The sequence below is a fragment of the Planctomicrobium limosum genome (genome assembly GCF_051465645.1).
Taxonomy (GTDB): domain Bacteria; phylum Planctomycetota; class Planctomycetia; order Planctomycetales; family Planctomycetaceae; genus Planctomicrobium.
On sequence record NZ_CP195790.1, the window covers coordinates 1,096,288 to 1,121,706 of the forward strand.

Here is a 25,419-nt window from a genome sequence, read left to right on the forward strand (position 1 = left end):
AAGAAGTGCAGTCCGCAGACGGCACCTACTGCAGGTCTTCGACTGCAATTCGAAAGCTCAGAAAAGAGCACCCTCTCACCATTAGCAGCAACAGCTTTGTGGCATGAAGTCAGAGGAAGCCCGGCGGCTTAAAGAACCGGAGGAGGAGAGCAAGAAGCTCAAGGAGATCGTAGTAGAGCTGACACTCAAAAGCCGGATGCGGAAGTATGTGAACTCAAAAAACTGGTGAGCCCTCCGCAACGGCGTGCGGTAACCGTGGGGCTCCAAAAAGAGTTCCCGGTTTCGGAGCGAACGGCGTGCGTGGTGTCGGGGCAGCCACGGAGCACGCAGCGATATCAGGGCCGTCTCCGAACAGATGAGGCAGCATTGTGCCGACTCCATTCGGAGCTGTGGATATACGGCAAACTAAAAACTAAGTTACTCTAAGTTGCATTCGTCACATCGACCGAAATTGCCTATTCGTACCACTCAAATGCAATGAATGGCTCTTCAGACCGTCGATTCCGGAGTCTCGTATTCTGTTGCGATCATCTCCCGAAGACATTTTAAGGCTTCTTCAACGTCGAGCGAGTCTGCCGCGTAGGACTCCACGAGAAGACCGTTGGGAACGAAGCTGTCCCATTTTCGGGTGGCGAGATGTGTCTCGCATTCGGCCAGTTCGCGGGAAGAAGGTGGATTTTTCAGCAGGTTTCTCAAGGAATGGGGAAACTCTCCATTGAAATCCGAACATTCGAACGAAAGCTCGAAGCTCTGTTTTTCGGCTGGGATTTTGCCCCACTGAAACAGCAGGTCAAGGGTTCGCATTACACGTGATCCAGTCCAAGGAAACCAGAGAATTTTGCCATCACTTATTCTGATCACACTTGAGGACTTCAGACCCGTTTTGTTTGCTTCCGATCGAGCGCCGCTGAAGAGTTTTTTGGCTTCCTCGTCGATGTACCCGGGAACTTCCATCCCACACAGCAGCTGTTTCATCCGTTGTCGGATTTCGGTTGCAATGTCGCCACCTGTTGCTGGAAAAAGTGGCGGCTTTCGTCCCCGCGCTGGCTGGACGAGAAGTTCTTCGTGGTCATGATCGACATGCATGACCTGCCACCGGCGGCCAGCCAGCAGGAGATGGTCTTCCGGTTTTGGAATGCAGTCGCACGAGAGCCGCCCGATCGCCCGGCCTCCACAAAGGACTCGGTATTCCGGAGGGGACAAGAATGCTGCATAAAATTCATAATCTTTGACTGTCCTCTCGCCTGCCAGCCCGAGAATCAGAGTTCCATCCGGATGTTGTTCAATCAGATCATGTTTCGCGAGTTCACGCAGGAATGTAGCGAACTGCAATTGAGTCAGGAACCGGAACGCACCATTCTTCACGAGGCGAACAAACAGGATGTCTGCCTGCAGCCCTCCCGTTTCGACAATGATGCTGAGTGTTTGCTGCACGAGCGTGCTGAAGTCGAACGGGTTCGTATTCGGAGATTCGACCCACTTTTCCAGCATCAATTCCGTAAGCGCGATGGACTGGAGAAGCCTGGGGTAGAGCCGTTCTTCCAGGCTGGATCGTTCATGAACAGGATCTTCAACAATGAAGACTCGCATTTGGTGCGGTTCCTCATCCCGTCGACCACTCCGGCCGAGTCGTTGCACCAGCGAACTGACGGACCAGCAAGGGCCCACTTGGGCTACACTGCTCACGTTGCCGATGTCGATTCCCAGTTCGAGTGTCGAGGAGCAAACAATGTTCTGAGGCCGAGATTCCAACATCCGCTTTTCCGCATCTTCACGAATCTCCCGGGAGAGCGATCCATGGTGAATCAGAAACTCGGTCGACGAATTCTCTTCTCGGGAGAGTGTATTCAACCGGTCCGTCAGTTCCTCGACCGTAGTCTTCGAATTCGCGAAAATCAGATTCCGGGATGCCCGGTAGTTTTCATACATGTCCTGATATAGTTTATCGGGGGGAACCAATTCCTGATCCGGTTTGCCTTGAACAGCGACAGGGATTCGTTGATAGGCATGGATTTTGTAGCGGATCGTCTTGTTCCCGGATTCATCCCTCACCACATGTACTGATTCCGCTGCATCGGGACGGAGCCAGCGGGCGGCAGCCGTCAGATCTCCAATGGTGGCGGAGAGTGCGAAGATCCGCGGCGGAACAACCACATATCGGTCCAGGCGGTAGAGTTGGCTGCGAAGCTGGGTTCCTCGTTCCTTTCCCAGCAGGGCATGCAATTCGTCAATCACGACAAATGAAAGAGAGTGGAAAATCTTTCCGAGGGCAGCGCTCCGATTCACGAAGAGTGACTCCAGCGATTCGGGAGTGATGAGCAGCACGCCGCCCGGTCGTTCGACAAGCTTCCTCTTTTTGTCAGCAGAAACGTCTCCGTGCCAGCGGTGAACCGGGATCTCGACATATTCGCAGAGTTCCTCCAAACGTCGGTACTGATCATTGATCAGGGCCTTCAACGGACCGACATAAAGGGCTCTGATCGATCCGAGAGGTTGCTCGCAGATTTTCGAAAGGACGGGCAAAAATGCCGCTTCGGTTTTTCCCGCAGCAGTTTTGGCAGAGAGAATTGCATCTCCTTCGCCACCAAGAATCACCCCAATGGCCTGCTCCTGAAGTGGACGAAGCGACGTCCACCCCATCCGCCACAAGCTGCGTCGAATCGGCTCGGCCAACAGATCACTGGGGGACATGGTCATAGGCGAAAGGTGGTCAGATTGTCATCGGAGGGGTCAGACGGAACGCTGGGATCGACTGGCGACTGGAATGGTTCAGCCTGCTTGACACTCAGTAATCGTTGCCAGGATGTGTCTGGATTTTGTTTTAAGACTTGCAGCAGGCCGACGAAATCCTTGACGGTATCCCGGGGCGTCTGGAAATAGGCCGCTCCCATCCGTTGCTGGCAGACTTGCAGATACTGCACGATTCCTTCATCAGGCAGAAGTTGAACTGCTGCATTCGATTCTTCAAAGACCTTGCGGATATTATGAAGGAGCACGTAGCAATCTTCCGGTGTCAGACTTTCCAGATGGATCACTGGGGAGTTGAGGTCGCGTCGCCCTTCGGCAGCAAATCGATTCGGTGCAAGGCGAGTGGCGAGTGCCTCATAGCTGAAAATCCCTCGTCTCCGATCTTCGAGGCATTCGGGAGTTCCGGCAAACAGAAATCCAATTCCATTCGCTCGCCCCTGCAGGCAATCATTCACGATACGCAGGATCGCTTCGTAGTTGTTGTTTCGGGCGATCGTGTTATTGAGCCGGTGTGACAGGACAACCAATTCATCAATATTCACGAGCAACCCGCTGTAACCAGCCATTCGGGTGAAGGCTGCCATCAGCTTGAGATAGTCATAGAAGGAATCATCGTCGATAATGGTCCGCACTCCGAGATGCTCACGAGCTTCGGTCTTCGTGGCAAATTCCCCTCGCAGCCACCGGAGTGCAGACTGCTGCAGGAGCTCGTTGTGTGAAAGAAAACCGTCAAAATATTTGACGATGACAGTGGCGAAATCATAGCCGCTGACCAGATCCTGAAGCGGTTTCAGACGCTGAATCAACTCTCGCCGCACTTCATCGTCTCCGCCACCCGAGCTTCTCACCTGATGATCGACATCACCTACCCAGCGTTCCACCAAGTTCGGCAATGCTCCTCCCTCCGGACGCGAGCGTGTCGACAAGTTCTTCATCAGTTCGGAATAAAGAGACCGAGCCTGTCCAGACGAGCCATGCAGGCGACGATCCGTGGTGATATCCGCCGTCGCAACGACAAATTTGCGTTGCAGGGCGACGGTACGGAGCAAATTGAGGAAGAATGTTTTCCCGCTTCCAAAGCGGCCAATGATGAAACGGCATGCGGCTCCCTCGGCAGCGACATTCTCCAGATCGCGGACCAGCGCCTGGACTTCATCATTCCGTCCGACCTGAATATGGTGCAAGCCAATGCCCGGCACGACGCCAGCAGCCAGAGACTGAATAATTGCGTTACGCTCTCGAACAGAAATCATTTGAGTTGCCCTATCACACATTCGATACCAGCAGATGTTTTGTCACGCGGTCAAGATTTGCTCGACGAAAGTAACTCGAGCTGAATTTCGATGACTTCATCGCCATCAATCAATAATTCAGAGCCCAAATTCTCGTAGGCCCACTCGTTCACTTCTTCGATGGCTGAACCCAAAATGAGACTGTGGAGACGTGCGTGCTGGCCGAGTTCTGACCTTGGCCAGCGTTGTTGCTGAACTGCCAGAACCAGAAAAGGAACAAGTCTCGACTGGAGGCCCGGAAAACGTTGGTCTGACATCGAGTGATGGTAAGCATCAGGGGAAACGCTGACATCAGATGAAATTGTCATGGAAGACGGTTTCGGCGTCACAACAGGCTTAGCGTTTGGAATTTCTTGGACGTCCGTTTCAGCTTCATCGGAGTCCTCCATGAGCGCATCCCGGAGAAACTGGGCCACTCGCGCGGTCTCCGACATAATCGCATTAATTCGATTTGGATCCAAGTGAAAGGTCTCATCGGTCGCTTTGGGGTTCTCCTGACCGGCTTCTGGGATCGAAACCTCTCGAAGTAAACCGGTTAGATCGCCGGCTTCCAGACCCAGAATTCGATAGGCTTTGCCCAGGGCTTTTACTTCCTCTGGAGAAATCTCATCGTCCGCAGCTGCAATCCCCACTAGAAATTCGCCGATCATCCGACGCTGATCGACGGTCAACGTTTTCTTAAGCTTCCGGGCTCCTAAAAACTCGGAAGGAGGCCTGCGCATGAGAAGATATCTGAGATGCTCAAGCCTGGCAGTGTCCTGAGTCGAAAGCTCGAATTGAGCTTCCAGATGGGACGAGAGCCGTCCCAGTTCAACCTCGTCAATTTGGCCATCAGAAGCTGCGATGGTCAGTCCTAGTTCCAAGAGAACTGCTGCGGCGTGGTAAGAAGCCACGTCCTGGCTCAGTTCCTCGGTTGCAGGAAAGATGCTGACAACTTGATCCCATTCATAGGGCTGATTGGTAATCCTCGCATCCGGTTCAATTGCCAGTCCCATCTGCATGGCTGTGCACGCCAGTTCGAGAGATTGGGTTTTCGTCAATTTTGCTCGCTTCGTCCAACCCTCGATTGTGGAGAGTTCTCCAACAGCAACTATCGTCCATCCATCTTCCGTGACTGATCGATCCATGACCTGATACCAGGCATCAAAATGAGGATGGTCCCCTTCCCTCAAGTGTTCCGGAAGAGCCTCGTACATATCCGCAGTAAATTTTCCGTCGTCCGCTTTCTTGTGTGCGCGGTCGTAGGCCTTGAGGTCCTCATTGGTTTGAATCCACAGATCGATGAGAGGCTGGAATTGAGAAGGCAATCCCAGAACGTTGGGAATCCGCTGGTTGGCAAGCGGCCCACCGGAGTCATGCAACCGGCCAAGCGTGGAACTGGCAGCAAAATACTCCAGGCGACGCGGCCTTTTCGCCGCTTTGAGTCGAAAACCATCCGGAAATCGGGAGTCGATCCGCTTGGAGAATGCTTCTAAGTGCAATTCGGGATGGCGTTTTACCACCACGCTGCGTGGGGAACGGACATCATTTTGTGCCAGGCGATACAACAACGGTTTAGGGAGTATTGCCTGTAGAGATTCAAAACAGGCCAGGCAGATCGCAAGCGTTTCTTCAGACCAACCCGGGGTTGTCAAGGCTCGTTCCATCGTCTGTCCCGGAATAGATGACGATGTCAGACCGAGCCAGATTGTTGACCAGAGCAGGCTCGTTCCGTAGCGACAGAAGGAGCGAGAATGAGAGTAGATTTCCAGTAATCGCAGAATTTCATTTGCAATCGGGACGAAATCAATCTGATCGACCAGGACGCGACGTTCCAATCCGTAAAAGTAAATAAAGACATAGCCAAGTGGAATGTTCGGATCCGATCGGCCACTGATGAGCCAGTCGATATAGCGGGAACGCTGAGCGGGGGACGCTGCACGATAACTTGGCCAATAGGGCAATTCTTCAGCGGGAACGCCCGGTTTGCTAATAGGAAGACCTGTCTCGATCAGTGACGCATCCGGAGCGTCCTGCAGTGTTCCCTTGCAGACGTAGATGAGCGGCGCGTGAATCGTTCCTCGATCAAGCTGAACCGTGGAACCGGGACCAAAAAAATTTGATTCACCAGTCGTTCTCGGTTTCCAGATTCGATTCAGAGAGTGCCAGAACCCATTGTCCTTCAAACCTTGCGATTCATTGGTTCGATTCCAATGCAGATCGACCATTGGCTCCATCTTTGGCCCTTTAAACACCGGGATTTCCAACAATGTCGCACACGACACATAGGCCGCTGTAACGTTTTATACTGAACGACTACATATTCACAGCCATTTAACATGCGTCAATTAATCAGCAATCTATCCTAATTGTTGAAGAATTTCACGGCAACGAAATGATTAGGTCGCTCCATCAGCGTTGACGAATTTTCTTTCGACAGAGAAGCTACTACCTACACAAACAATTCAGGAGCGGGCCAATGTTTGTCATCTTTGATGTCGAAACGACCGGACTTTTCCCATCCCATCACCATCGTATCGTAGAAATCGCTGCCGTACGGATCGGTGAAACGGGTGAGATTGAGCAAGAGTTTATTTCGCTGGTGAATCCGCAGCGGGATATCGGTCCGACTTCAATTCATGGTCTGGTCTCTGCGGATGTTCTTGATGCTCCGCTCTTCCAGGAGCTGGCGGGAGAACTTACTGAATTCTTAGATGGAGCGATGGCGTACGTTGGCCACAACGTCATGTTCGATGCCGATTTTCTTCAGTCGGAGTTTCGACGTTGTGATGTCGCCCTTCCCGAGCTTCCGCTTGCCTGCACCATGCGATCCTCCGGCGGCGGTTCGCTTTCCTCATGTTGCGAAGACTTTGGAATCACTCCACCCGCCGAAGCCCATTCCGCTTTGGATGATGCACGAGCAACGGCTCAACTATTTGTGGAGCTTTACCGGCGAGGTCATGTCTCTACGAAATTCCAACAGACAAAATGGCCTCAAGTTGCGAGGTCGGGGAAACGTCCGGTCACGCGTATGGAGATGCGTTCTCGTCCACACACCAATCATTACCTGCAACGGCTCGCCGAGTTGTCGCGAGTCAGTTCGACTCAAATGAGCGATGCTGCCTCTTGGGCTTACCTGGCCCTCCTGGAGCGAGTCCTTGAAGACCGCCGGATCGACGCAGCCGAGGGAAATGCTCTCATCGAAACAGCCACCCGCTGGGGACTGTCCCTTACTCAGGTTGAGAGGTTGCATGGAGAATTCGTGCGTCGTCTGGGAGCAGTGGCGCTGATAGACGGTATCATCACCGATTCAGAACGGAGCGATATCCATCAGGTCGCCACACTACTGGGACGGTCCCTGACGGAAGTGGATTCTGTCTTGAACGATGCAGAACGCCAAATTGCCAGCCTGACAGGAGGTTCTCGAGAAGTGACATCCGATCTGAAAGGAAAGTCAGTTTGTTTTACCGGAGAACTCTCCGCAACAATCGGCGGAGCACCTCTCAGTCGTACCAACGCACAAGCGATTGCAGCTCGAGCTGGCCTGACCATTTTGACAGGCGTGACCAAGAAGCTCGATATCCTTGTTGTTGCCGATCCCAACACTCAGTCTGGAAAAGCCAAGAAGGCAAGAGAATACGGCACCCGCATCATGGCCGAGCACGTTTTCTGGAATGCGATCAATGTTGATGTGGATTAGCCCTAAGCATCCGAGAGGACTGCTGCTCATCCCACTCGGATGGCGGTCGCACAACATCGGAATGTTCCTCGCTCACACTGACCGCTTGTTGTTTTCGGAGGCTCACACAGCCACCTTGTAAGATTTCGCCGAAGAGCTGAATGGGTCAAATCCTCGTTGCGTCGACATGTCGAATCGGAATACGTGGTCACCGCCATGTGCGGCGACCACGATCTTATCAGGCCGCTTTCCGCTCGAATGATTTGACCAGATCGCCCACGTACGATTTCGCTTCGATCTGACTGGGCTACATCCGGCAGGCCAAGGAACTCGGCTTCACTCTGGCGGAAATCCGTGAGCTACTGGAATTGTCATTCGCCAACTCTGACTACTCTCACATTCACCAGCGAGCAGAGAACAAGATCAGAGATATCGAAAACAAGATTCGCAGCTTACAACAGATGAAGCGTTCACTCCGCAAGATTGTGTAGCATTGCAAGACCTGTAATCTGTCTGTCGGCTGCCCGCTCGTTCACACGAGCCAACGAAGAACACCAAATTAGCCTCATGTTCACGAGGAGGATCACATGCACCGGTTGTGGATTGCCTTCACGTTCGTCGTGGTGAGTTCGCTTCTCGTGCTTGGCTGGATCGGAACACGCATCTATCAGGAGATGCCGCCGATCCCTGCCCAAGTGGTGGTCAGCGACGGGACAGTGCTGATTGGTGAGGGAGAGATACTGGCAGGCCAGAATGTCTGGCAATCGATGGGTGGGATGGAGGTCGGTTCGATTTGGGGACACGGCAGCTATGTCGCTCCCGACTGGACGGCTGACTGGCTGCATCGGGAAGCAGTGTTCATTCTCGACCGCTGGTCAAGCGCCGGACATGGCAGCGACTTCGATAGCCTAGACAACGAGCAACAAGCTCAACTCATTGCTCGCCTGACCAAGTTGCTACATACCAACACTTTTGACCCATCCACCGGCACGGTCACGATTGATCCCATTCGAGTCGAGGCGTTCGAGTCCAATCTTGCCCATTACACAGAAGTCTTCTCGAAAGGAAACGCCGATTACGCCATTCCTGCGGGGGCGGTCTCCGACCCAGAGCGGCTCCGCAAGTTATCGGCGTTCTTCTTCTGGACAGCATGGGCTGCCTCGACCGACCGTCCCAACGACATTAGCACCTACACCAACAATTGGCCACATGAACCTCTGATTGGCAACCGCCCTACCGGAGACACCATCGTCTGGACCGGCGTGAGCATCATCATGCTGCTGGCGGGTATCTCAGCGATGGGGTGGTGGTACGCTGCGAAACGAAGCGAGGAAGAAGAGCCGACGCCCCCTGAGAGCGATCCACTGGCACTGTGGGAAGCCACTCCGTCTCAGAAAGCGACCATCAAATACTTCTGGGTTGTCGCGGCCCTCATCCTTGTTCAAATGCTGCTGGGAGTTATCACGGCTCACTATGGTGTTGAAGGTGACGGTTTTTATGGTTTCCCGCTTTCCGACTGGCTTCCCTACAGCGTGAGCCGAACGTGGCATGTTCAGATGGGCTTATTCTGGATCGCTACCGCTTGGCTGGCAGCCGGACTTTTTATTGGCCCACTTGTCAGCGGTGAAGAACCGAAGGGACAGACTCTCGGCGTGAACATACTGTTTGGTGCGCTATTGCTGGTGGTGGTTGGCTCACTCTCGGGCGAATGGCTGAGCATCCATAACAAGCTGACCGATACCGTTTCGTTCTATCTGGGGCATCAGGGATACGAGTATGTCGATCTCGGACGAGTGTGGCAGATCGCTCTGATGGTGGGGCTGTTGTTTTGGCTGTTCCTGATGATTCGGGTACTGCTTCCAGCATTGAGGAGAACGGGCGAGACGAAGCAACTTGTCGCACTGCTGGCGGTGGCAACCGGAGCGATTGCCCTGTTCTACGGTGCGGGGCTGACATGGGGACAGCACACGCATTTGTCGATGGTCGAATACTGGCGATGGTGGGTGGTTCACCTGTGGGTTGAAGGGTTCTTCGAAGTCTTCGCCACCACGGTAATCGCCTTCATCTTCATGCGGCTCAATCTGATCCGACCGGGCATCGCCGCAGCCTCAGCACTGTTGTCAGCGACGATCTTTCTTTCGGGTGGCATCATTGGTACCTGTCACCATCTGTACTTCTCAGGCACGCCGACCGTCGCACTGGTTTGGGGATCAGTCTTCAGTGCTTTGGAAGTCGTACCGCTTGTTTTGCTTGGCTTCGATGCCACTGAAGATTTGCGGCGATCCAGAACGTCACCGTGGGTCCAAAGGTACAAGTGGCCAATCTACTTCTTCGTGTCGGTCGCCTTCTGGAACATGATCGGAGCGGGGCTGTTTGGCTTCATGATTAACCCGCCAATTGCCCTGTACTACATGCAAGGACTCAACACGACACCGCTCCACGCTCATGCCGCCCTGTTCGGTGTGTATGGGATGCTGGGAATCGGACTGATGCTCATTTGCCTGCGGGTGTTGATCCCCGGCAAGGAATGGAAGGATGGACTGCTGCGGTTCTCGTTCTGGTCATTGAATAGCGGCTTGATGGCGATGTGTGTTTTAAGCCTGTTGCCGGTCGGCTTGCTGCAAACGCAGGCTTCCGTTGAACACAGCTATTGGTACGCTCGCAGTAGCGAGTTCATGCAGACCGACTTGATGCAGACCTTACGCTGGATGCGAGTTCCCGGTGATACCGTGTTCTTCCTCGGAGCCGTGGCTCTTGTTCTGTTTGTGGCCGGTCTGAAGACCGGCCACTCGTTCAAGACGGTTGATGATCCATCACGAAACTAGAACAGCAGAGGCACTCATGGCGATTCCCCATGCACCACCGGGCAAAGTGATTGACGTGCGACCTCTGGGAGACCAACTAGCGGCATCCATCGCCAGAACGCTCATCAAGACACAACACGTCGAAGTGATTCGCATGGTCCTCCCGGCAGAAAGGAAGCTGACACGGCACAAGGCTCCAGGCGAGATCATTACGCAATGTCTGGAAGGCGACATCACATTCACGACGATGGGAGAGCCGAAGAAACTTCGGGCGGGGGATATACTATATCGGGCGGCAGGTGAAGTTCACGCTCTTGAGGCAGTCGAAGCTTCTACTTTCCTGCTCACGATTGTTGCTCAGAGCTGTGGGACGACGACATGAAAAGACTGCTTCGTATCGATTGGGATGTCATTGCGGGAATCACCGCCGCCGTCATCGCCATCGTGCTGCACCTCCTCCACATCGTCGATGTCGAGGTTCTGTTCACGATTATCCTTGTCCTGCTGGCACTTCTCCTGTTTCGAGATTTGCGGCGAGAGAGCCATGACGAACATTTGGGCGAAGCCGTCAATCAGATCAAGGGTGGTGTCAAAAGCATTGAATTTTCGCTGGCCCCCCCTGCAGCCGTGCTGATCGGTCCTCGCTATCTGCGATCTGAAAGTCGCAGATTTGTGGAAACCGCTCGTGGCGAGATGGTGTGGTTTAACGTCTGCTTCTTGATGTTCCGGTCACAGGAGGTCTTTGACTTGCTGTTGAAACCGGCCATAGAGAATCCCCTTGTCCGGTCAATACAGTTCATTTCTGACGAGAGCGAAAGAGACCTGTGGACACTCAACATGCTGTCTAAAATCAAAGAGTGTGATGGAAGCGGAAAAGTCCTCGAACCACGCTGGCGGACTCTTCCGCAGACCGTTTCCTTCATCTTGGCTGAGACCGAACAGAAAGGACAAACCGAAGCCCTGCTGAGTTTCTGGGGTGAGCCGTTTATGGCACGCACCATTGACAAGCAGGTGCCACGATATGTGTTCTGGGTGCATGGTCACTCCGATCTTGTGGCGCAGTTAGTGGATTTGGAACGCAAACACCGTATTTAGGTCATACAGACTTTAGGTCAGGCGAGCCAATCCATTCCAGGTTTGGGGAGGAGAGGTGACTTGTCACGCAGAAATCACAGAGGGAACGTCTTGGCGGAAGTGAGCGAACATCCATGAGTGGCGATGACCCCAGATTACAAATATGGCTTCGATGGTTGTGGAGGTGGGGGCGATGGGTGGCCGTTCTGCTAATCGCAGGGGGAATCGTCTACCAACTGCGATTAGCACCCGTGCCCGTCGAAAGCATCTCTGCCGTCCGCCAGACCATCGTTTCCGAGGTGATGGGAACCGGGACGCTGGAGGCCCGTGTTTCGACCACCATCAGCCCGAAAATCGCCGGGAGGATCAGTCAGGTTTCGGTCGATCAAGGAGACGTGGTTGAGCTGGGGCAGGTACTTGTTCAACTGGACGATGAGGAACTCCAGCAGCAGGTAGAAATTGCGAAAGCCAATCTGGAAGCGGCAGAGGCGGCGCTGGTACGACTGAAGGCAGACAAGTCCCGGTCTGTGGCCGTCTTCGACCAAGCGGAAAAGCATCATCAACGTATGCAAACACTTCATCAGAAAGGGGCCACAACACGGGAGGAAATGGATCGGGCGGCGGAATCACTGGCTATTGCCACGTCTGATACAACTCGGGCCGAGGCTGCTATCAGTGAAGGTCAGAAGGGACTCCTCGCTGCTGCGAAAACGCTTGAGTACCACCGGGCACGGCTGGCAGACACAATCATCAAGGCACCGTTTGGCGGACTCATTGTGGCCCGCCATCGTGAAACTGGGGATATCGCTGTTCCCGGCAGCGCCGTCCTGACACTGATCTCAACCGAAATGTTGTGGATTAGTGCGTGGGTCGATGAGACGGAAATGTCAAAGCTGGGCGTCAAACAACCTGCTCGGATTGTGCTTCGTTCGCAACCGGACCAGAGCTATCCGGGGTTTGTTGTGCGGCTGGGCAAACAGACTGATCGAGAGACTCGTGAGTTCATTGTGGATATCGAAGTATCCCAGCTTCCTGCGAATTGGGCAGTCGGACAAAGAGCCGAAGTCTTTATCGAGACACACCGGCGAGACAACGTGCTGACCATTCCCTTGACGGTGTTAAGCCGTCGAGGGGGACAGGAAGGAGTTTTCCTATTGGATCATGGAGTTGCTCGCTGGGAGCCGGTGACGCTCGGAGTTCGGGGGCGAGATGTCGTTGAAGTGCGAGAGGGGATTTCTGAACAGGATGTGATCCTGAAGCCTGCGAGGGGAGCAACCAACTTGATCGACGGACGGAGGGTTCAAGCCCCATGAACCTTGCTCTCAAGGATATCCGGCACAATCTCGGGCGTTTCACATTGACCACAGTAGGAGTCGGCCTGCTCCTGATGATTGTCATGGGAATGGGAGGCATCTATCGAGGGGTGATTGAGGACGCCACATTGCTCATCGACCGGGTGGGAGCAGACATGTGGGTTGTCCAGCGCAGCACCCGAGGCCCGTTCGCCGAGATTTCCCGTGTGCCGCCGACTCTCGTTCACCGTGTCCAGGCGGTTCCCGGTGTGAAAACGGCCCGTGAGTTCGTCTATCACACAATCCAACGGGAACGAGCAGGGAAACCCTTGCGGATCGCCGTCATGGGGCTAAGCTGGCCGACCGATAAGGGAGAATGGTTGCCGCTGTCAACTGGGCGGTACCTCGGGCAGAATCATTTCGAAATGATCGCCGACGAAACGTTGCGGCTCCCGGTTGGGAGTCAGATCACACTCGGCAAGGAAACATACGAAGTCGTCGGCACCACGAAGAATCTCATCAGTTCCAATGGCGATGGGATTGCCTTTGTCACGGTGCAGGATGCACTAGCCATTCAATTCGACGTTCCCGGCGAAGGAGTGCGTTTGGAACGTGCAGCACGGGAAACAAGAGGCGAGTCATTTGAAGCAGCGATGACACAACCCGCACTGCTTGATAACGCACGTAGGCCGACAGGAGAACTTCCGGCCATTGCCCGTCCGCAATTGAGCGCTGTGATGGTGACGATTCACCCCGGCACTCAATTCGACGATGTCACCAACATCATCGCAGGTTGGAGTGATGTTTCGGTGTTTACGCAGGAGGGCCAGCGGGAACTGTTGCTGAAGGGATCGGTTGAAAAGATCAAGGCACAGATTGGACTCTTCCGAGTCCTGCTGACGATCATCGCCGCTATCATAATGGCCCTGATTCTCTACACGCTGACCCTCGACAAGATTCACTCGATTGCCCTGCTCAAACTCATTGGAGCGCCCAACATTGTCATTCTGGGACTCATCTTGCAGCAGGCGTTGATTTTAGGCGGAATGGGCTTCGGCATTGCTTACTTGCTCGGCCAGCAAGTTTTCCCGATGTTTCCTCGCAGAGTGATTATTACCGAGAGCGACGTCGCACAGTTGGCCCTGATCGTGCTGATGATTTCGGTCGCCTCCAGTATACTGGGCATCTGGAAAGCAATGAAAGTTTCTCCCAACGAGGCGCTGTCATGACTCTCACTCCCCAGTCGGATGCAGCGTTTCAGCGGGCCAAACCCGAAAGTCCTCTGGCCATTGAAACCGAACACCTGACGAAAGTGTATGGCAGAGGCAATACCGAAGTCATCGCCATGCAGGATGCGTCGATGCAAGTTCGGCGGGGGGAAGTCGTGGCCCTGCTCGGTCCCAGCGGTTCGGGAAAATCGACATTTTTGACGGCGGTGGGACTCATCAATCCACCGACCTCGGGACGTGTCCACATCGGCGGACAACTTGTTCTCGACGGCCCAGAAGCTCGGACAAATCTGCGATCTTTTCGGCGACGGCACATCGGCTTTGTCTTCCAGAAGTCGAATCTGATTCCATTCCTGACTGCCGCTGAAAATGTGCGAATTGCAATGGAACTCAACGGAGAGTCTCGCCGTGCTGCGACCCAGCGCACAATGGAATTGCTGGACTATCTTGGAGTTGCCGATCGGGCACAAAGCCTGCCGTCGATGCTGTCTGGCGGTCAGCAGCAGCGAGTTGCCGTCGCACGAGCGCTCGCCAATCGGCCCAGCGTCATACTTGCTGATGAACCGACTGCTGCACTGGACAGTCATCGAGGAAGACAGGTCATGGAACTTTTTGCCAAAGTCGCTCACGAGCAACAGGCTGCTGTCATCGTCGTCACCCATGACCACCGTTCACTGGATGTGTTTGAGACCCATTACGAGATGGAAGATGGGCAGCTCCGTATGGCGACTCCAAGGAGTCACTGAGTGGATCAGTGGCCCGCTCGTTCTCACCGCATGATTTCTGCGGTCTGAAGCCAATCCGAAATTTATCCGCACTGCTTCACGGCTCTACGGAACCGAAGGGACAAGGATGGCCAAGGCAGTCGAAGTCAGTTTGATGACTTCGACTGCAGATTCACCAAAGCGTCGAAATAAGCTGAATCGTCTTTGTGAATGGGAGCAAGTGCCGCTGTCCCACTGTTGCCACTTGTCCGCTTCAAAAACCGAGCGGCCAGATCTGATCCTGCCGCAGAGCTCCCCTGAGGCTTATCAAGATCGACGAATTTCTTCAGTTCCGCCTTCAGCTCCGCGTCATTACCGTTGCTGCTGAGAATCAGTTGTAAATAAAACTGCAGAACCCGTTCTGCAGGATGGTCAATAACTGCAATGTCTTTAAGAAGGCTCTGACTTTCCACCACAAAATCAGCTGCACCCATTTTGATCTGGTTAGTCTGAAAAACATTCTGACGCACAACAAACAGCCAGTCGTCCACCAGTGTTCGCTCCATCAGCACACGAATGCCCGGCGCCTTGTCAAAAACAAGGTCATTCGAAGCAGCAACAGGCTCTGCGTGATCACCGGTTAATGTCGGTCCTCCCCAAATCGTAAAACGTTTCAACGCGTTCGTACCGAAATACGAATCCATGAACGATCCGCCACAGAGGAAGAGTTCAGCCTGTGTCTCTAACCCGGTTCCCGCTCGTCTGGCCGTCGTAAAACGATTCCACAGTTGCACTGCACGTTGCTGGTTACTGGAGTAGATTGTCCATTCCGTTACACCATCGTGTAGATCGGAAATATTCCATTCGTTGGGCAGCGTTGATCCAACAGGTTTTAACTCCCCGATACCGGAGGAAGTTCGCTTGGCAGCTCCCAGTCCCTTCGCGAAGCATTCGCTGAGCACGTCTTTCAGTTTTTCCTGCTGTTCGCCACCTGTTACGCCACTAATGTCAAGAAATGCATTTTGGTCACCTGGAAACTTTCCGGCTCTTCCCAAGCTCTCCCATAACTCTTGGCACTTCTGTTGGCTAGCTGGCGTGAGGTCTGAGACGTCAATCCACCGTGTAAAATGTGGACGGGAAAGTATGTTGTCTGCTTTCTCGACCGCTCGGGCCGCGTACTGCCATTCGAGATGCGAAGGAAGTCTAAACAAACGCGACTCTATCGTGTTCTCCGCTGAGGCAAGACGATCCGCATCATACTGGTCCTGCAACTTCAGACAGAAATCAACTGCGACATCTAATGAAACTAAGCAAGCGGGTTGGTTTTCCCCGCTTTCGATGGCATTTGCTAACTCCGGCAATGCCGTCATCCGCCGGGCGCTTTCCTTCACCGAAGCGAGCCCCGAATCGGTCAGGACCTTCTTTAGTTGACCAATCGTGATCTCGGTTTCGGAAATGTAATAGTGCTGAATTCGAAGTTCAGGAGAAAGCTCCGAGGCAGCAGAAGCCTGGACCGGCATACCCGCTCGAAATGTCCCAGAAGGGCAATAGCGAAGACGAATCTTCACACTTCCATCCTTGGCCCCCACTTCCAGCTCGAGAAGTTCTCCCGGTAATGCAGCGGTACAACGCTGGACGTCGACCATGCAAAAAGAGGTTGAGCATAACAAAACACGGAGCCAGTTCATCCAGCCGCTTCTGGCCAATTGTGAGTCTTGCAGTCGTGTCGTTTTTACTCTATTACTCATCGGTTCACCGCATATTCATTGCCAACGGCTCGTAACGATCACTGCCACATCAGTATGCTCGACGGCACAGCAAAAACTCAGCGGAAGCGTCCTTCGACAATTGCCTCAAACGGATCAAGCTGACTTGCTCTCCAAGCCGGGAGTAGAGCTCCGAGACCGCAACAGAGCATCGCTCCCACTGCCACGAGGAGTAAGTCGACAAGAGACATACTCACACTGACGATCGGCTTCCAATGCAACCACTCGATTTTTTCCGGTGACCAGCCGAGAAACGCCGACAAGCCAATCCCGAAAATCAGACTTAGAACAGTTGCTCCTGCACCAATAGCAGTTGCACGTAAGAGCACGCTTACAAAGATCCCAAAACGGGACATCCCCATGACTCGCAGAACGCCGATCGTTCCACGTTTCCGGTCAGTCGAATCCATTAAGACACTAAAAACGGTAAGTACGCCGAAAACAAAAACACCTAAACCGACGATCCAAACTAAGAGTTGCAACGATTGATCTTGGCGTTGAATTTCTGAAATCCTTCCATTTTCCGACATCACCGCAAAGTTTTTCTTTGCAAGCTCCGCAACAACTGATGGGACCTCATCGATTGTGCGAGCGTATAAACGCGCCCTGTCGTAGACCGGAGATTCAGCTTTCGCGACGAATAGCTGGATAGCCTCGTCATATTCAACTGTCCCGGTCCCATATGCGTCGATCCACGCCAAGAGATTCGCAGGAACAACAAGCACTCGATTCGATGCAGGAACATCTTTTGATGCAGTATCAGATGCGGCTGGCTCTATTGTTTTCGAAACCTCTGCCACGATCTCCTCTTTGTCCCCTTCTGCTTTCTGATCGAACATTCGATCGATGACGAGTGGGAGCTTCAACTTTTCATTCAGTGTCCACAGAACAGCGCCCCCTTCGACGGAACCGCCATGCAGGCGACAGTTCAACGGATCTGCTTCGTAATCAAAGGGGAGAGATGCCTCATTAAAATACTCACGGAGCCATGTTCTGCGAGACATCGACAAGCCGACCATTTCCCACCCTCCGTCGGCGTCACTTACTCGGGGAGTATTCCAAGCCAGGAAGACATCATCGGCCTCCGTCGCTTGAGAAAGTTCGGCAGGTGCAATTCGCAGTCGTGACTTTGGATCATGTGTGGAGCGCGATGTTGAAGCTTTGTAAACGATCACCTTCTCTGAGATGTTGGGAACGAGAAGCGATTTCAAACCGGTCGGCAGGGTCTCCGTAATTCGCTCAAGCTGAAATCCACGATCCGCCAGATACTCGCGATCGCGCTCTGTCAGATCTCCGTTTACTTCGCAAAACACGAGGTAGCTCGAATACGTGTCCGGAGCTGAGGTCTTTGCACTCGCCCACCCCAAGTCAGGGACGCGGAAGCCACGGGCATATGCATCGAGCTGATCGAGAAAATCCAGATCCACATAGGCAATCATCGCGGCATGTTCATCGGATTGAAGAATCCCAACAATCTCGCATTGTACCTGTTGGGTCTCGGCAAATTCTCCGCGTCCTCGTGCGATCGTTACGAAAACCTTGTCGCCAGCTTGTCCGTTAATCTGCTTTGCGACTGCGTCACTGATGAGAATTTCATGACTACCGGATCTTGGCGAAGAGAGCCCTCGTTGACTGATAAGAGGATCATTCTGCCGAGTTGGATAGAGAGTCACAGCTTCGATCAACTCTTCAATCTTCCCATCCACTCTTTGAAGCGAGACAATTCTCTGCGTTTCAGGAATAATAAGTTCAACAGCATGAAGCGACTCCATCAAAAGATCGACATTGTCGCGGGTCATCAGTTCGCCCTTCTGGGCGGACCAGAATGTAACTTGTCGGCCGGTAGGACTTGTGATCAGATCCTGACGTAACGATTCGACGTGCCCACGCTTCAACCCGAGCAACATCAGAATCGGTAAGCAGATACCAGCAACAATAACGATGTGGTGTTGCGTCGATGGCCAAAGTCGAATGAGATCTCGCACACTAAGCTGAAAGTAATACCACCAGCGACCGAGCATTAAGCTACTCCAAGACTTTTGCGTTGAACAATGTGCATTCCCAGTATGCGTCGGAATAGTACTTCACCGTCATACCGCCAAATTGTGTGCCTCACTTCGCTCTTCGGTCTCGTTGGCTCCTTCAATTGTTGCAGCACAAGACTCAGGTAGAGACATAGGTTCGTGAGGTTGATGTTGTAATATCTCTACAACCTCGCCGACTGCACGATTCTTTTGAGGAGCCATTCGAATGATCATGTCTGAAAACGCTAACGCGAGTTCTTCGTCATGAGTGATCATAACCAGTGCCCCTTTCGACGTGGGGCCACATTGCAATTGACGAATCTGCCGCAAAGCTCCATATGCCAACTCTCGGTTCAAAGCACTCGTCGGCTCATCGACGAACAACAGAGTTGGCCTATGCGCAATGGAGCGGGCCAGCGCGACCCGCTGGTACTCGCCACCTGATAACTTATTTATTCGCTGAGAACTGAGCCGACGCCTTTCAACAGGCATCAACAGTTCCTTAGAGCTTTCATCTGGAACTGTTCCCTGTTCGAGATTGAATGCAACGAGAAGCTCATTCACACGAGCAATTCTCTCGGATCTACTGTAGCCATTCAGTTGTAATGGTGTTTCAATGTTCTCGCGAAGGGCATATTGCCCTAAACGTTCTCGCACATCAGCCAGTAGAAACTTCGTTGCGACTGACTCGCTGTCAATGCTCTGATCTATTTCAATTAGGCCTTGAAGTGCACGAGTCAGGAGCTGTTCACGTTGAGTCGGAACGGTTTGGCTTTCATCGATCTGCAACTGAATCAAAGCCAACTTCAGCTGTATGGCTGAAGGCTGCCGAAGAAGCGCATCCTCAAGCAACTTCCTCGCATCAGTGATTCGCATTTCGCGACGTAGTTCAGCAGCCAGTTTCAACGTCTCGTTGACACTCGAGATTCGAACAATTGCATACTCAATCGAATCTTTCAGATAGGGATATCTATGTCTCCAGACAGCCTGATCCTGGTACTGCTGTTTGGCCGTTTCGAATGCCTTCTTTGCTAAGGCAAGGAGTTGCGGGGTATGAACCGCATCAACATCAGTAACCGAAACGCCTGTGTACTCCGAGGCCAGCCCCAAAGCATAAAGACTGTATGGATCATCGAGGGAGTCGATCTTCGCAGAGAGCTGCTTCCAAGGGAGTTTGCCGAAGGGCTTGCCTTGAATTTCGGGCCATGTTTTATTCAGGAATTCCGCCAATGCAACTTGAGCTTCACCCGCCTGCACTAAAGTAATGGTTCTGACCGCAAGCAAATCCGAGTCAACAGCATTTCTCGCTCCAAGGTAATCCTTGGGATCAAGCTGCTTACCGGTCTTGGAATAAGAATGTGGATTATCCTCACGATCAGGAGTTAGACTTAGAGATGACGCAATGTCTTGTGGCGCAGCGAACTTTGAAGCCGCCAACGCTGGCAGCAGCCGCTGCAGCCCCAGCCGCAACTGGCGTTCTTCAGAGAGTTGGCGTTTGATGCTTGCAGAATCTTGCTGAAGCACGAAGTGATAGAATACATCTCCAACCGGTTGGACAACCAACCGCGTATCTGGCAGACGGGAGGCCACATTCATTGCTTCAAGAAATGCAAGCCTAATCCTTTCGTGGTCATCTGGCAGGAAGATCAGACCTAGGTAGCCCTCGCTGAGACGCGAGAGGTAAACCGCCTCTAAAATCTGCTGCTCAGGGATAGGCGACGGGGTGGATAAGTACCCTTGGAGCTCCGCGGAAACGGCAGGAAGCTTTTTAAATATTGCAAATGCTTCAGATTTGTTCTCGTCTGGTGAGACAAGTAATCGAAGTGTTTCGGCTAATGCGAGGTATGCGTGATCGCGAAGCTGCTCAACATCTTTAAGATCGGCTGACGATTGACGAAGGTCTTTAATGGTTCCCTCAAGCAACTCGTCAAACTTTGAGTCACGACTATCTGGCTTCGTTGCGTGCAACTCCCAGCTCTTCAATACAGTCAAACGCCCTCGGAGCGAAACAAGATCGATGTCGCTGTCACTTACAATCTTGGATGCAATGGCAGCATCAAAGAGCGAGCCCAGACCGTTTGCCGTAAGCGATTGCGACCGACTGTCCGCTTCAATCCTCGTTTCAAGTGTTGGCGACTTTTCACGTTCCTGCGTGGCCCCATGTAGATGGCTCACCGTTTGTTTAACGACCTCTGCAGGCGAACTCTCCTGTGCAAACACTAATCGCGCGTCGACACCGACGATAACACCAGAAAATAAGCAAACTCCGCAAACAAGAGTGTGTTTTATCCGCAGGCACATAGCTTGCCCCTATTCCGATTCTCAGTTTTTTCTTGTGAAAGAAGCCGACGAGAAAGCCGCTTCAATTAAGACTTCCACAGCTGCATGCAATCTACGCGAGAAGATCCGCGAGATAATTACTGAGCAGCACTCGGAGATGAGGTGTGTACAACAGAATCAATGTGTCGCTGCAGCCACTGTCGTTCAACACCAGCAACACCCTCGAGCCGACGATGAAATCCACGAATCTCATCGGGACGTGTGTCAGGGTGTCGGAGGATACCGCGCGCACTAAGAGCATGACGATTGGCAGGCTCTTCCTCTCCCAACCGCCGAAGTGTGAGCGCAAGAAATGCCCGATAACTTGCATCTTGCGGTTTCAATCGGACAGATTCTTCGAAATAAGGCTTAGCAGATTTAAATCGTTGACCGCGGAATTCCTTCACCCCAAGCCAGAACGATTCCTCTGCTTCGATGGGATATTGCGTGACCGGTTGTTTAGCCAGTCTCTCCAAAGCTGTCGTCAAAGTTTCCAATGCCTGAGCCCGTTCAGCGAGATTCACTTCGCTGCTAGATTGAAGTCGGACCGCTGTCAGATAATCCTCGAGCGCTCCTTCGTAGTTTCCAACAATTGTCCAGATTTCAGCCCGAGCGATATATGGATCAGCGAGAGGAGCTGAAAGTTTCTCATTCAGAGCAATTGCAGCCGTGATTTCGCGAAACGCCCGCCGTGTTTCAACTGAGTGTTTGCGAATCAGCAGCGGAAGATCATGAGCGCAAGCGCGATCCGAAACGAGCATGATGCCTAACAACGTGATGAGCAACAGTGACCAACGATGGTAACTGCTGCCTTTCTGTACCTGTAGCGCACATTCTAACACAGTGGCCCGCCCGTTGTGCTGAAAGCAATTAAAACCAAATTTGTCCAGAAAGTTGCACAGCAACCACTGAACAACAGTACCGTCAAACAGGGTAGACCTCTCGTTGATCTATGTCAATATACTTAAGTTGATATCATCATTTTTCACTAAATGCTTCTTACTGTAATTCAGAATATTCACACATCGGCGTCCACTAACAAATTCGCACACGATCCGATTACCCGCGTTCAATCAGATGGAGTTTTTACATTTAGCAGGTTGCTGCAAAAGTGTTGTTCCTCTTCGAGCAATCCGTGTCTTACGCGTCACAGCGCCGATGGCAGGGAGTTTCAGTCCCGTTTCAGCAGGTCAGTGTGCTCCAAATGAGCCAACTGACCTGCTGAATGGCTTGGTTCTTCATGAGGACCCCAATAGCTTTCGCATCCGTACCAGATTGTAGGCGGCTGCCGTCAGTTCCAGTTACTGTTGCAGTTTCCATCGCCCCACCCAGCAACTTCGCGCTAATCCCGCCACCGTCTTCCTCCATCCAAAGTACTCTTCAATCTTCTTGCGGCTCCGCTGACTCAGTTGATACCCCACCGTTGTCAGGCGGACTTTCATTCGCTCCCGTGCGGCCACTGCCGCCCGGCGACAAGGAGCCACATTCTCTGGCTTGGGAGGCGACGTGCTGATCACGGGGCAGTGCGGCGTCACTCCCCGTTGTTCCAGATCCAGATAAAACGCGCCGCTGTCGTACCCCTTGTCCGCTCCCAGCGTTTTCGGTGAACGGGCGTGGCGTCTTTGCAGGTGATCCAGCAGACCCAGTGCTGCCTCGCACTCCACTGTTCCATTCGCTTCACTCATGACGACACCTATCACCAGACCATGTCGATTCTCGGTCAGAGCGTGTCCCATGTGTCACAATCGGGCCTCTTTCCCCATCCCTTTGCGGTACAGTTTCGCTTCCGGGTCCGTCCGACTGGCGTGCGTGTTGTTGGTTCTCTTCTGCCCATGAAAGTCCACCTCAGGATTGCGTGGCTTGAACGAATTGGAATCGTCAGCCTGCTGAGTTTCTTCATCTTTGGTCCGGAAGCTCTTGATCGAGGCGTCGCTCTCAATCAGCGACCCATCCACGCTGAAATGCTCGTCGCTGCACAGGCCCGCCTTCAATGCTTTGACCAGCACGGCGTCGAAGAAGGTGGCTGTCAGGCCATATTCGTCCAGTCGGGGACGGTTGTGAGTGAACGCGGTGGCGTCAAAGACCTGATCTTCCGGCAACATGTCCAAAAACCAGCGGAACAACAGATCCGTATCAATCCGTTCGACCAGTTGCCGCTCGCTCCGGATCGAATACAGGGCCAGCAGCAACAAGGCTTTCAGCAGCCGCTCTGGTGGAACGCTGGTTCGGCCGGTCTGACTGTATGCTGCCGCAATTGAAGGAGACATCTCCCTTAGAATGGCATCAATTGTCCGCTTCAGGCTCCGCAGCGGGTGGTCCTTGCGATTCCACGTTGATTGTGTAAAACAACAGATCCTGATCACCGCACCGACCACGCATGAAGAAACTCCTCATTCACAGGGAACGAGGAGTTTAGCGCAAGGAAAGCAATCCGTGTTTTGCAGCAACCTGTTAGCGCATTGATCCCTCAGCTTCAAGAAGACTTCTCAACAGGGCAAACTCAATCACCGTATTTAAATAGTTTCGAAGGGGGTTCCGTGCAGTAAGAGGAGAGCACCACGGTGCTCAAACGTCTGGTCGAGCAGATTCAAGCGACTAAGTCAGAAGAAAAAGTGAGGACATTTAGTCCATAACAGGCATCTAAGGATGAGCCAGATTACCGTTGCCAGATCCACGTCACTGACATCCGAGCTACTCTAATTCCCTGTACCCAATTGACCCGCTTCCCCTCTAACAAAAGGGTTGGGACATTCACACATTAGGTAAACCGGAACCACATAGTAATCGCTCTTTCATCGACCTCAAGGACGCAATCGAAATCTGCGATCTTTGGTCGATCGCTGCTTCCGCGGCCAAATCTACTTGCTTTCAACGCATCTGCCGTTTACGATGCGTTTTCTCATCTGCCAATTGACATACCTCCAGATTTCCTCCCAACGCTGGAAATTGGTTCCGATGAGAACGAGTCCGGCCTCGATCCGTCCACGTTCAACCAACGTGCCAGCCTTCGGATATTACCGGCCTGCCACCTAACCCACTTTCATCCCACCTGAATGGGGCCATGCCCATGCTGATGAGTTTCCAAGGGTTGGATCGTCGAAGCTTTTTACGTGCTTCTGGAAGCGTCGTGGGAGCTGCCCTGCCAATTGGAGCTTCTCTCGCCAATGCCTCCACGGTCAACAGGCCTGTCGGCTTTGGTAAGGCCAAGTCGGTTCTGATCGTGCACCTGAGCGGCGGCTTGAGTCAACTTGATACATTGGATCTCAAGCCAGAAGCCCCGGCAGAAGTACGAGGCGAATTCGCCCCCATCTCAACCACCATTCCGGGGGTGTCGGCCTGCGAGCACCTGCCCAAGTTTGCCCAGCAGACCAATCGCTGGGCCATTGTCCGGACACTCGCACATCGCGAACACAACCATTTGTTGGCAACACATGTGGCAATGACCGGACGCCCTACCCCATTACCCCGGGGTGGTTCGGACCTGGATCGCGTTGAAACCCGCAATGACTTTCCAAACTATGCCGCCGCTCTGAATTTCATCCGGCCGCGGACCGATGGAATGCCCTCTGGCGTGGCGTTGCCGAACTACCTGATCGAAGGCCCATTGACGTGGCCTGGTCAGCACGCGGGATTTCTAGGGGCGAAGCATGATCCCTGGCAAATTAACGGGAATCCGAATGACAAGGATTTCCAGATGCAGTCACTCGCGATGCGCCCGGATGTTTCCTTAGAGAGACTCCGCTCACGGCAGCATTTGCTCGACGAACTTGGCAGTGGACGCAGCCGGATGATGAGTGTTGATGTCGACTCACTCCGTGATCAACAACAGCTGGCCTTCAACCTGCTGACTTCAGGGAAAGTGACGCAGGCTTTCGAATTGAATCGGGAGTCGGACGAAACGCGAGAGCGGTACGGTCGCAACAAGTTAGGACAGTCCTTGCTGCTATCGAAGCGTCTGGTCGAGGCTGGCGTTCCGATGGTCCAGGCCACCATGGGAATTGTCCAGACCTGGGACACTCACGTCGACAATTGGGGCAAGTTGAAAAACACGCTGCTACCACAGCTGGATCAGGGATTGGCAGCACTCACTGACGACTTACAGGCGAGCGGGTTACTGGATGAAACCCTGTTGGTTGTCATGAGTGAATTTGGAAGAACTCCCAAGGTTTCGACTTTGCCGGGCCAAACTATCCCTGGCCGTGATCATTGGGCTCATGCCTATTCGGGCCTGTTTGCAGGTGCTGGAGTCAAAGGAGGTCAGGTCCTCGGACAGACCGACGGTCAGGCGGCATATCCGGTGAGCAAGTCGTGGTCTCCTGCTGATCTGTGTACCACGATTTTCAACTCACTGGGCGTTGACTCCGGTGCCACTCTCTTTGACCCACTGAACCGGCCTCACTATTTGCTCAACGGGAACGTGATCTCGAACCTGTATACGGGAGCCCCCGCATGACCAGCCGCTCGATTCAACGTTCCCAATCTTCCTGGCACCACGTCAAGTGTTCACGA

At 53.1% G+C, this 25,419-nt stretch carries 16 protein-coding genes and 1 pseudogene; 9 read left to right on the plus strand and 8 right to left on the minus strand.

What is annotated here, in order from left to right:
* Nucleotides 1-489: 489 nt before the first annotated feature.
* The 3 genes from SH527x_RS04020 to SH527x_RS04030 are packed head-to-tail and all read right to left on the minus strand — an operon-like array spanning nt 490 to nt 6,247.
* Entirely contained in the window at nt 490-2,697 is a 2,208-nt protein-coding gene (locus SH527x_RS04020) for a DEAD/DEAH box helicase (RefSeq protein ID WP_437193360.1), read from the minus strand.
* Complete coding sequence (locus SH527x_RS04025; RefSeq protein ID WP_437193361.1) at nt 2,694-4,001, minus strand: ATP-binding protein; 1,308 nt, start codon at nt 3,999-4,001, stop codon at nt 2,694-2,696. Before SH527x_RS04025 ends, SH527x_RS04020 begins: the two co-directional genes overlap by 4 nt.
* A 50-nt stretch (nt 4,002-4,051) precedes the next feature.
* The gene (locus SH527x_RS04030; RefSeq protein WP_437193362.1) at nt 4,052-6,247 is read right to left on the minus strand and encodes a TerB N-terminal domain-containing protein; all 2,196 of its coding nucleotides are present in this window, start codon (nt 6,245-6,247) and stop codon (nt 4,052-4,054) included.
* 251 nt (nt 6,248-6,498) lie between these two features.
* On the opposite strand from SH527x_RS04030, the gene SH527x_RS04035 reads away from it, so the two are divergent.
* The 8 genes from SH527x_RS04035 to SH527x_RS04070 all read left to right on the plus strand — a co-directional run bounded on the left by SH527x_RS04035 (nt 6,499) and on the right by SH527x_RS04070 (nt 14,843).
* Nucleotides 6,499-7,719: an exonuclease domain-containing protein gene (locus SH527x_RS04035; protein ID WP_437193363.1), complete on the plus strand. Its 1,221-nt coding sequence runs from the start codon at nt 6,499-6,501 to the stop codon at nt 7,717-7,719.
* Between the two features lie 290 nt (nt 7,720-8,009).
* Nucleotides 8,010-8,189: a MerR family DNA-binding protein gene (locus SH527x_RS04040; RefSeq protein WP_437194578.1), complete on the plus strand. Its 180-nt coding sequence runs from the start codon at nt 8,010-8,012 to the stop codon at nt 8,187-8,189.
* 96 nt (nt 8,190-8,285) lie between these two features.
* Nucleotides 8,286-10,523, plus strand: a complete 2,238-nt coding sequence (locus SH527x_RS04045; protein ID WP_437193364.1) for a nitric-oxide reductase large subunit — start codon at nt 8,286-8,288, stop codon at nt 10,521-10,523.
* 16 nt (nt 10,524-10,539) lie between these two features.
* Entirely contained in the window at nt 10,540-10,884 is a 345-nt protein-coding gene (locus SH527x_RS04050; RefSeq protein WP_437193365.1) for a cupin domain-containing protein, read from the plus strand.
* Nucleotides 10,881-11,597, plus strand: a complete 717-nt coding sequence (locus SH527x_RS04055) for a hypothetical protein (protein ID WP_437193366.1) — start codon at nt 10,881-10,883, stop codon at nt 11,595-11,597. The genes SH527x_RS04050 and SH527x_RS04055 overlap by 4 nt, the downstream gene beginning before the upstream one ends.
* 176 nt (nt 11,598-11,773) lie before the next feature.
* Nucleotides 11,774-12,889 carry an efflux RND transporter periplasmic adaptor subunit gene (locus tag SH527x_RS04060; RefSeq protein WP_437193367.1) on the plus strand — a complete coding sequence of 372 codons (1,116 nt, stop codon included), beginning with the start codon at nt 11,774-11,776 and terminating at the stop codon, nt 12,887-12,889.
* Nucleotides 12,886-14,097: an ABC transporter permease gene (locus tag SH527x_RS04065; RefSeq protein ID WP_437193368.1), complete on the plus strand. Its 1,212-nt coding sequence runs from the start codon at nt 12,886-12,888 to the stop codon at nt 14,095-14,097. The genes SH527x_RS04060 and SH527x_RS04065 overlap by 4 nt, the downstream gene beginning before the upstream one ends.
* Nucleotides 14,094-14,843, plus strand: a complete 750-nt coding sequence (locus SH527x_RS04070) for an ABC transporter ATP-binding protein (protein WP_437193369.1) — start codon at nt 14,094-14,096, stop codon at nt 14,841-14,843. The genes SH527x_RS04065 and SH527x_RS04070 overlap by 4 nt, the downstream gene beginning before the upstream one ends.
* A gap of 125 nt (nt 14,844-14,968) precedes the next feature.
* On the opposite strand, the gene SH527x_RS04075 is transcribed toward SH527x_RS04070, so the two are convergent.
* From SH527x_RS04075 to SH527x_RS04095, 5 genes and pseudogenes are all read right to left on the minus strand, one after another.
* Entirely contained in the window at nt 14,969-16,489 is a 1,521-nt protein-coding gene (locus SH527x_RS04075; protein ID WP_437193370.1) for a formylglycine-generating enzyme family protein, read from the minus strand.
* A 137-nt stretch (nt 16,490-16,626) separates the two neighbouring features.
* Complete coding sequence (locus SH527x_RS04080; RefSeq protein WP_437193371.1) at nt 16,627-18,588, minus strand: ABC transporter permease; 1,962 nt, start codon at nt 18,586-18,588, stop codon at nt 16,627-16,629.
* 69 nt (nt 18,589-18,657) lie between these two features.
* Nucleotides 18,658-20,766, minus strand: a complete 2,109-nt coding sequence (locus SH527x_RS04085) for an ATP-binding cassette domain-containing protein (protein WP_437193372.1) — start codon at nt 20,764-20,766, stop codon at nt 18,658-18,660.
* A 242-nt stretch (nt 20,767-21,008) separates the two neighbouring features.
* The gene (locus tag SH527x_RS04090; RefSeq protein WP_437193373.1) at nt 21,009-21,752 is read right to left on the minus strand and encodes a tetratricopeptide repeat protein; all 744 of its coding nucleotides are present in this window, start codon (nt 21,750-21,752) and stop codon (nt 21,009-21,011) included.
* A 459-nt stretch (nt 21,753-22,211) separates the two neighbouring features.
* Nucleotides 22,212-23,289, minus strand: a pseudogene (locus tag SH527x_RS04095) (IS5 family transposase).
* Nucleotides 23,290-23,977: 688 nt separating this feature from the next.
* Between SH527x_RS04095 and SH527x_RS04100 the strand changes: the two are divergent.
* Nucleotides 23,978-25,363, plus strand: a complete 1,386-nt coding sequence (locus tag SH527x_RS04100; protein WP_437193374.1) for a DUF1501 domain-containing protein — start codon at nt 23,978-23,980, stop codon at nt 25,361-25,363.
* Nucleotides 25,364-25,419 lie beyond the last annotated feature (56 nt).

What these genes read in the sequence shown, in the direction of transcription:
- SH527x_RS04020 (WP_437193360.1), bottom strand. Translation starts at nt 2,697, where the DNA reads ATGACCATGTCCCCCAGTGATCTGTTGGCCGAGCCGATTCGACGCAGC.
- SH527x_RS04025 (WP_437193361.1), bottom strand. Translation starts at nt 4,001, where the DNA reads ATGATTTCTGTTCGAGAGCGTAACGCAATTATTCAGTCTCTGGCTGCT.
- SH527x_RS04030 (WP_437193362.1), bottom strand. Translation starts at nt 6,247, where the DNA reads ATGGTCGATCTGCATTGGAATCGAACCAATGAATCGCAAGGTTTGAAG.
- SH527x_RS04035 (WP_437193363.1), top strand. Translation starts at nt 6,499, where the DNA reads ATGTTTGTCATCTTTGATGTCGAAACGACCGGACTTTTCCCATCCCAT.
- SH527x_RS04045 (WP_437193364.1), top strand. Translation starts at nt 8,286, where the DNA reads ATGCACCGGTTGTGGATTGCCTTCACGTTCGTCGTGGTGAGTTCGCTT.
- SH527x_RS04050 (WP_437193365.1), top strand. Translation starts at nt 10,540, where the DNA reads ATGGCGATTCCCCATGCACCACCGGGCAAAGTGATTGACGTGCGACCT.
- SH527x_RS04055 (WP_437193366.1), top strand. Translation starts at nt 10,881, where the DNA reads ATGAAAAGACTGCTTCGTATCGATTGGGATGTCATTGCGGGAATCACC.
- SH527x_RS04065 (WP_437193368.1), top strand. Translation starts at nt 12,886, where the DNA reads ATGAACCTTGCTCTCAAGGATATCCGGCACAATCTCGGGCGTTTCACA.
- SH527x_RS04070 (WP_437193369.1), top strand. Translation starts at nt 14,094, where the DNA reads ATGACTCTCACTCCCCAGTCGGATGCAGCGTTTCAGCGGGCCAAACCC.
- SH527x_RS04075 (WP_437193370.1), bottom strand. Translation starts at nt 16,489, where the DNA reads ATGAACTGGCTCCGTGTTTTGTTATGCTCAACCTCTTTTTGCATGGTC.
- SH527x_RS04080 (WP_437193371.1), bottom strand. Translation starts at nt 18,588, where the DNA reads ATGCTCGGTCGCTGGTGGTATTACTTTCAGCTTAGTGTGCGAGATCTC.
- SH527x_RS04100 (WP_437193374.1), top strand. Translation starts at nt 23,978, where the DNA reads ATGCTGATGAGTTTCCAAGGGTTGGATCGTCGAAGCTTTTTACGTGCT.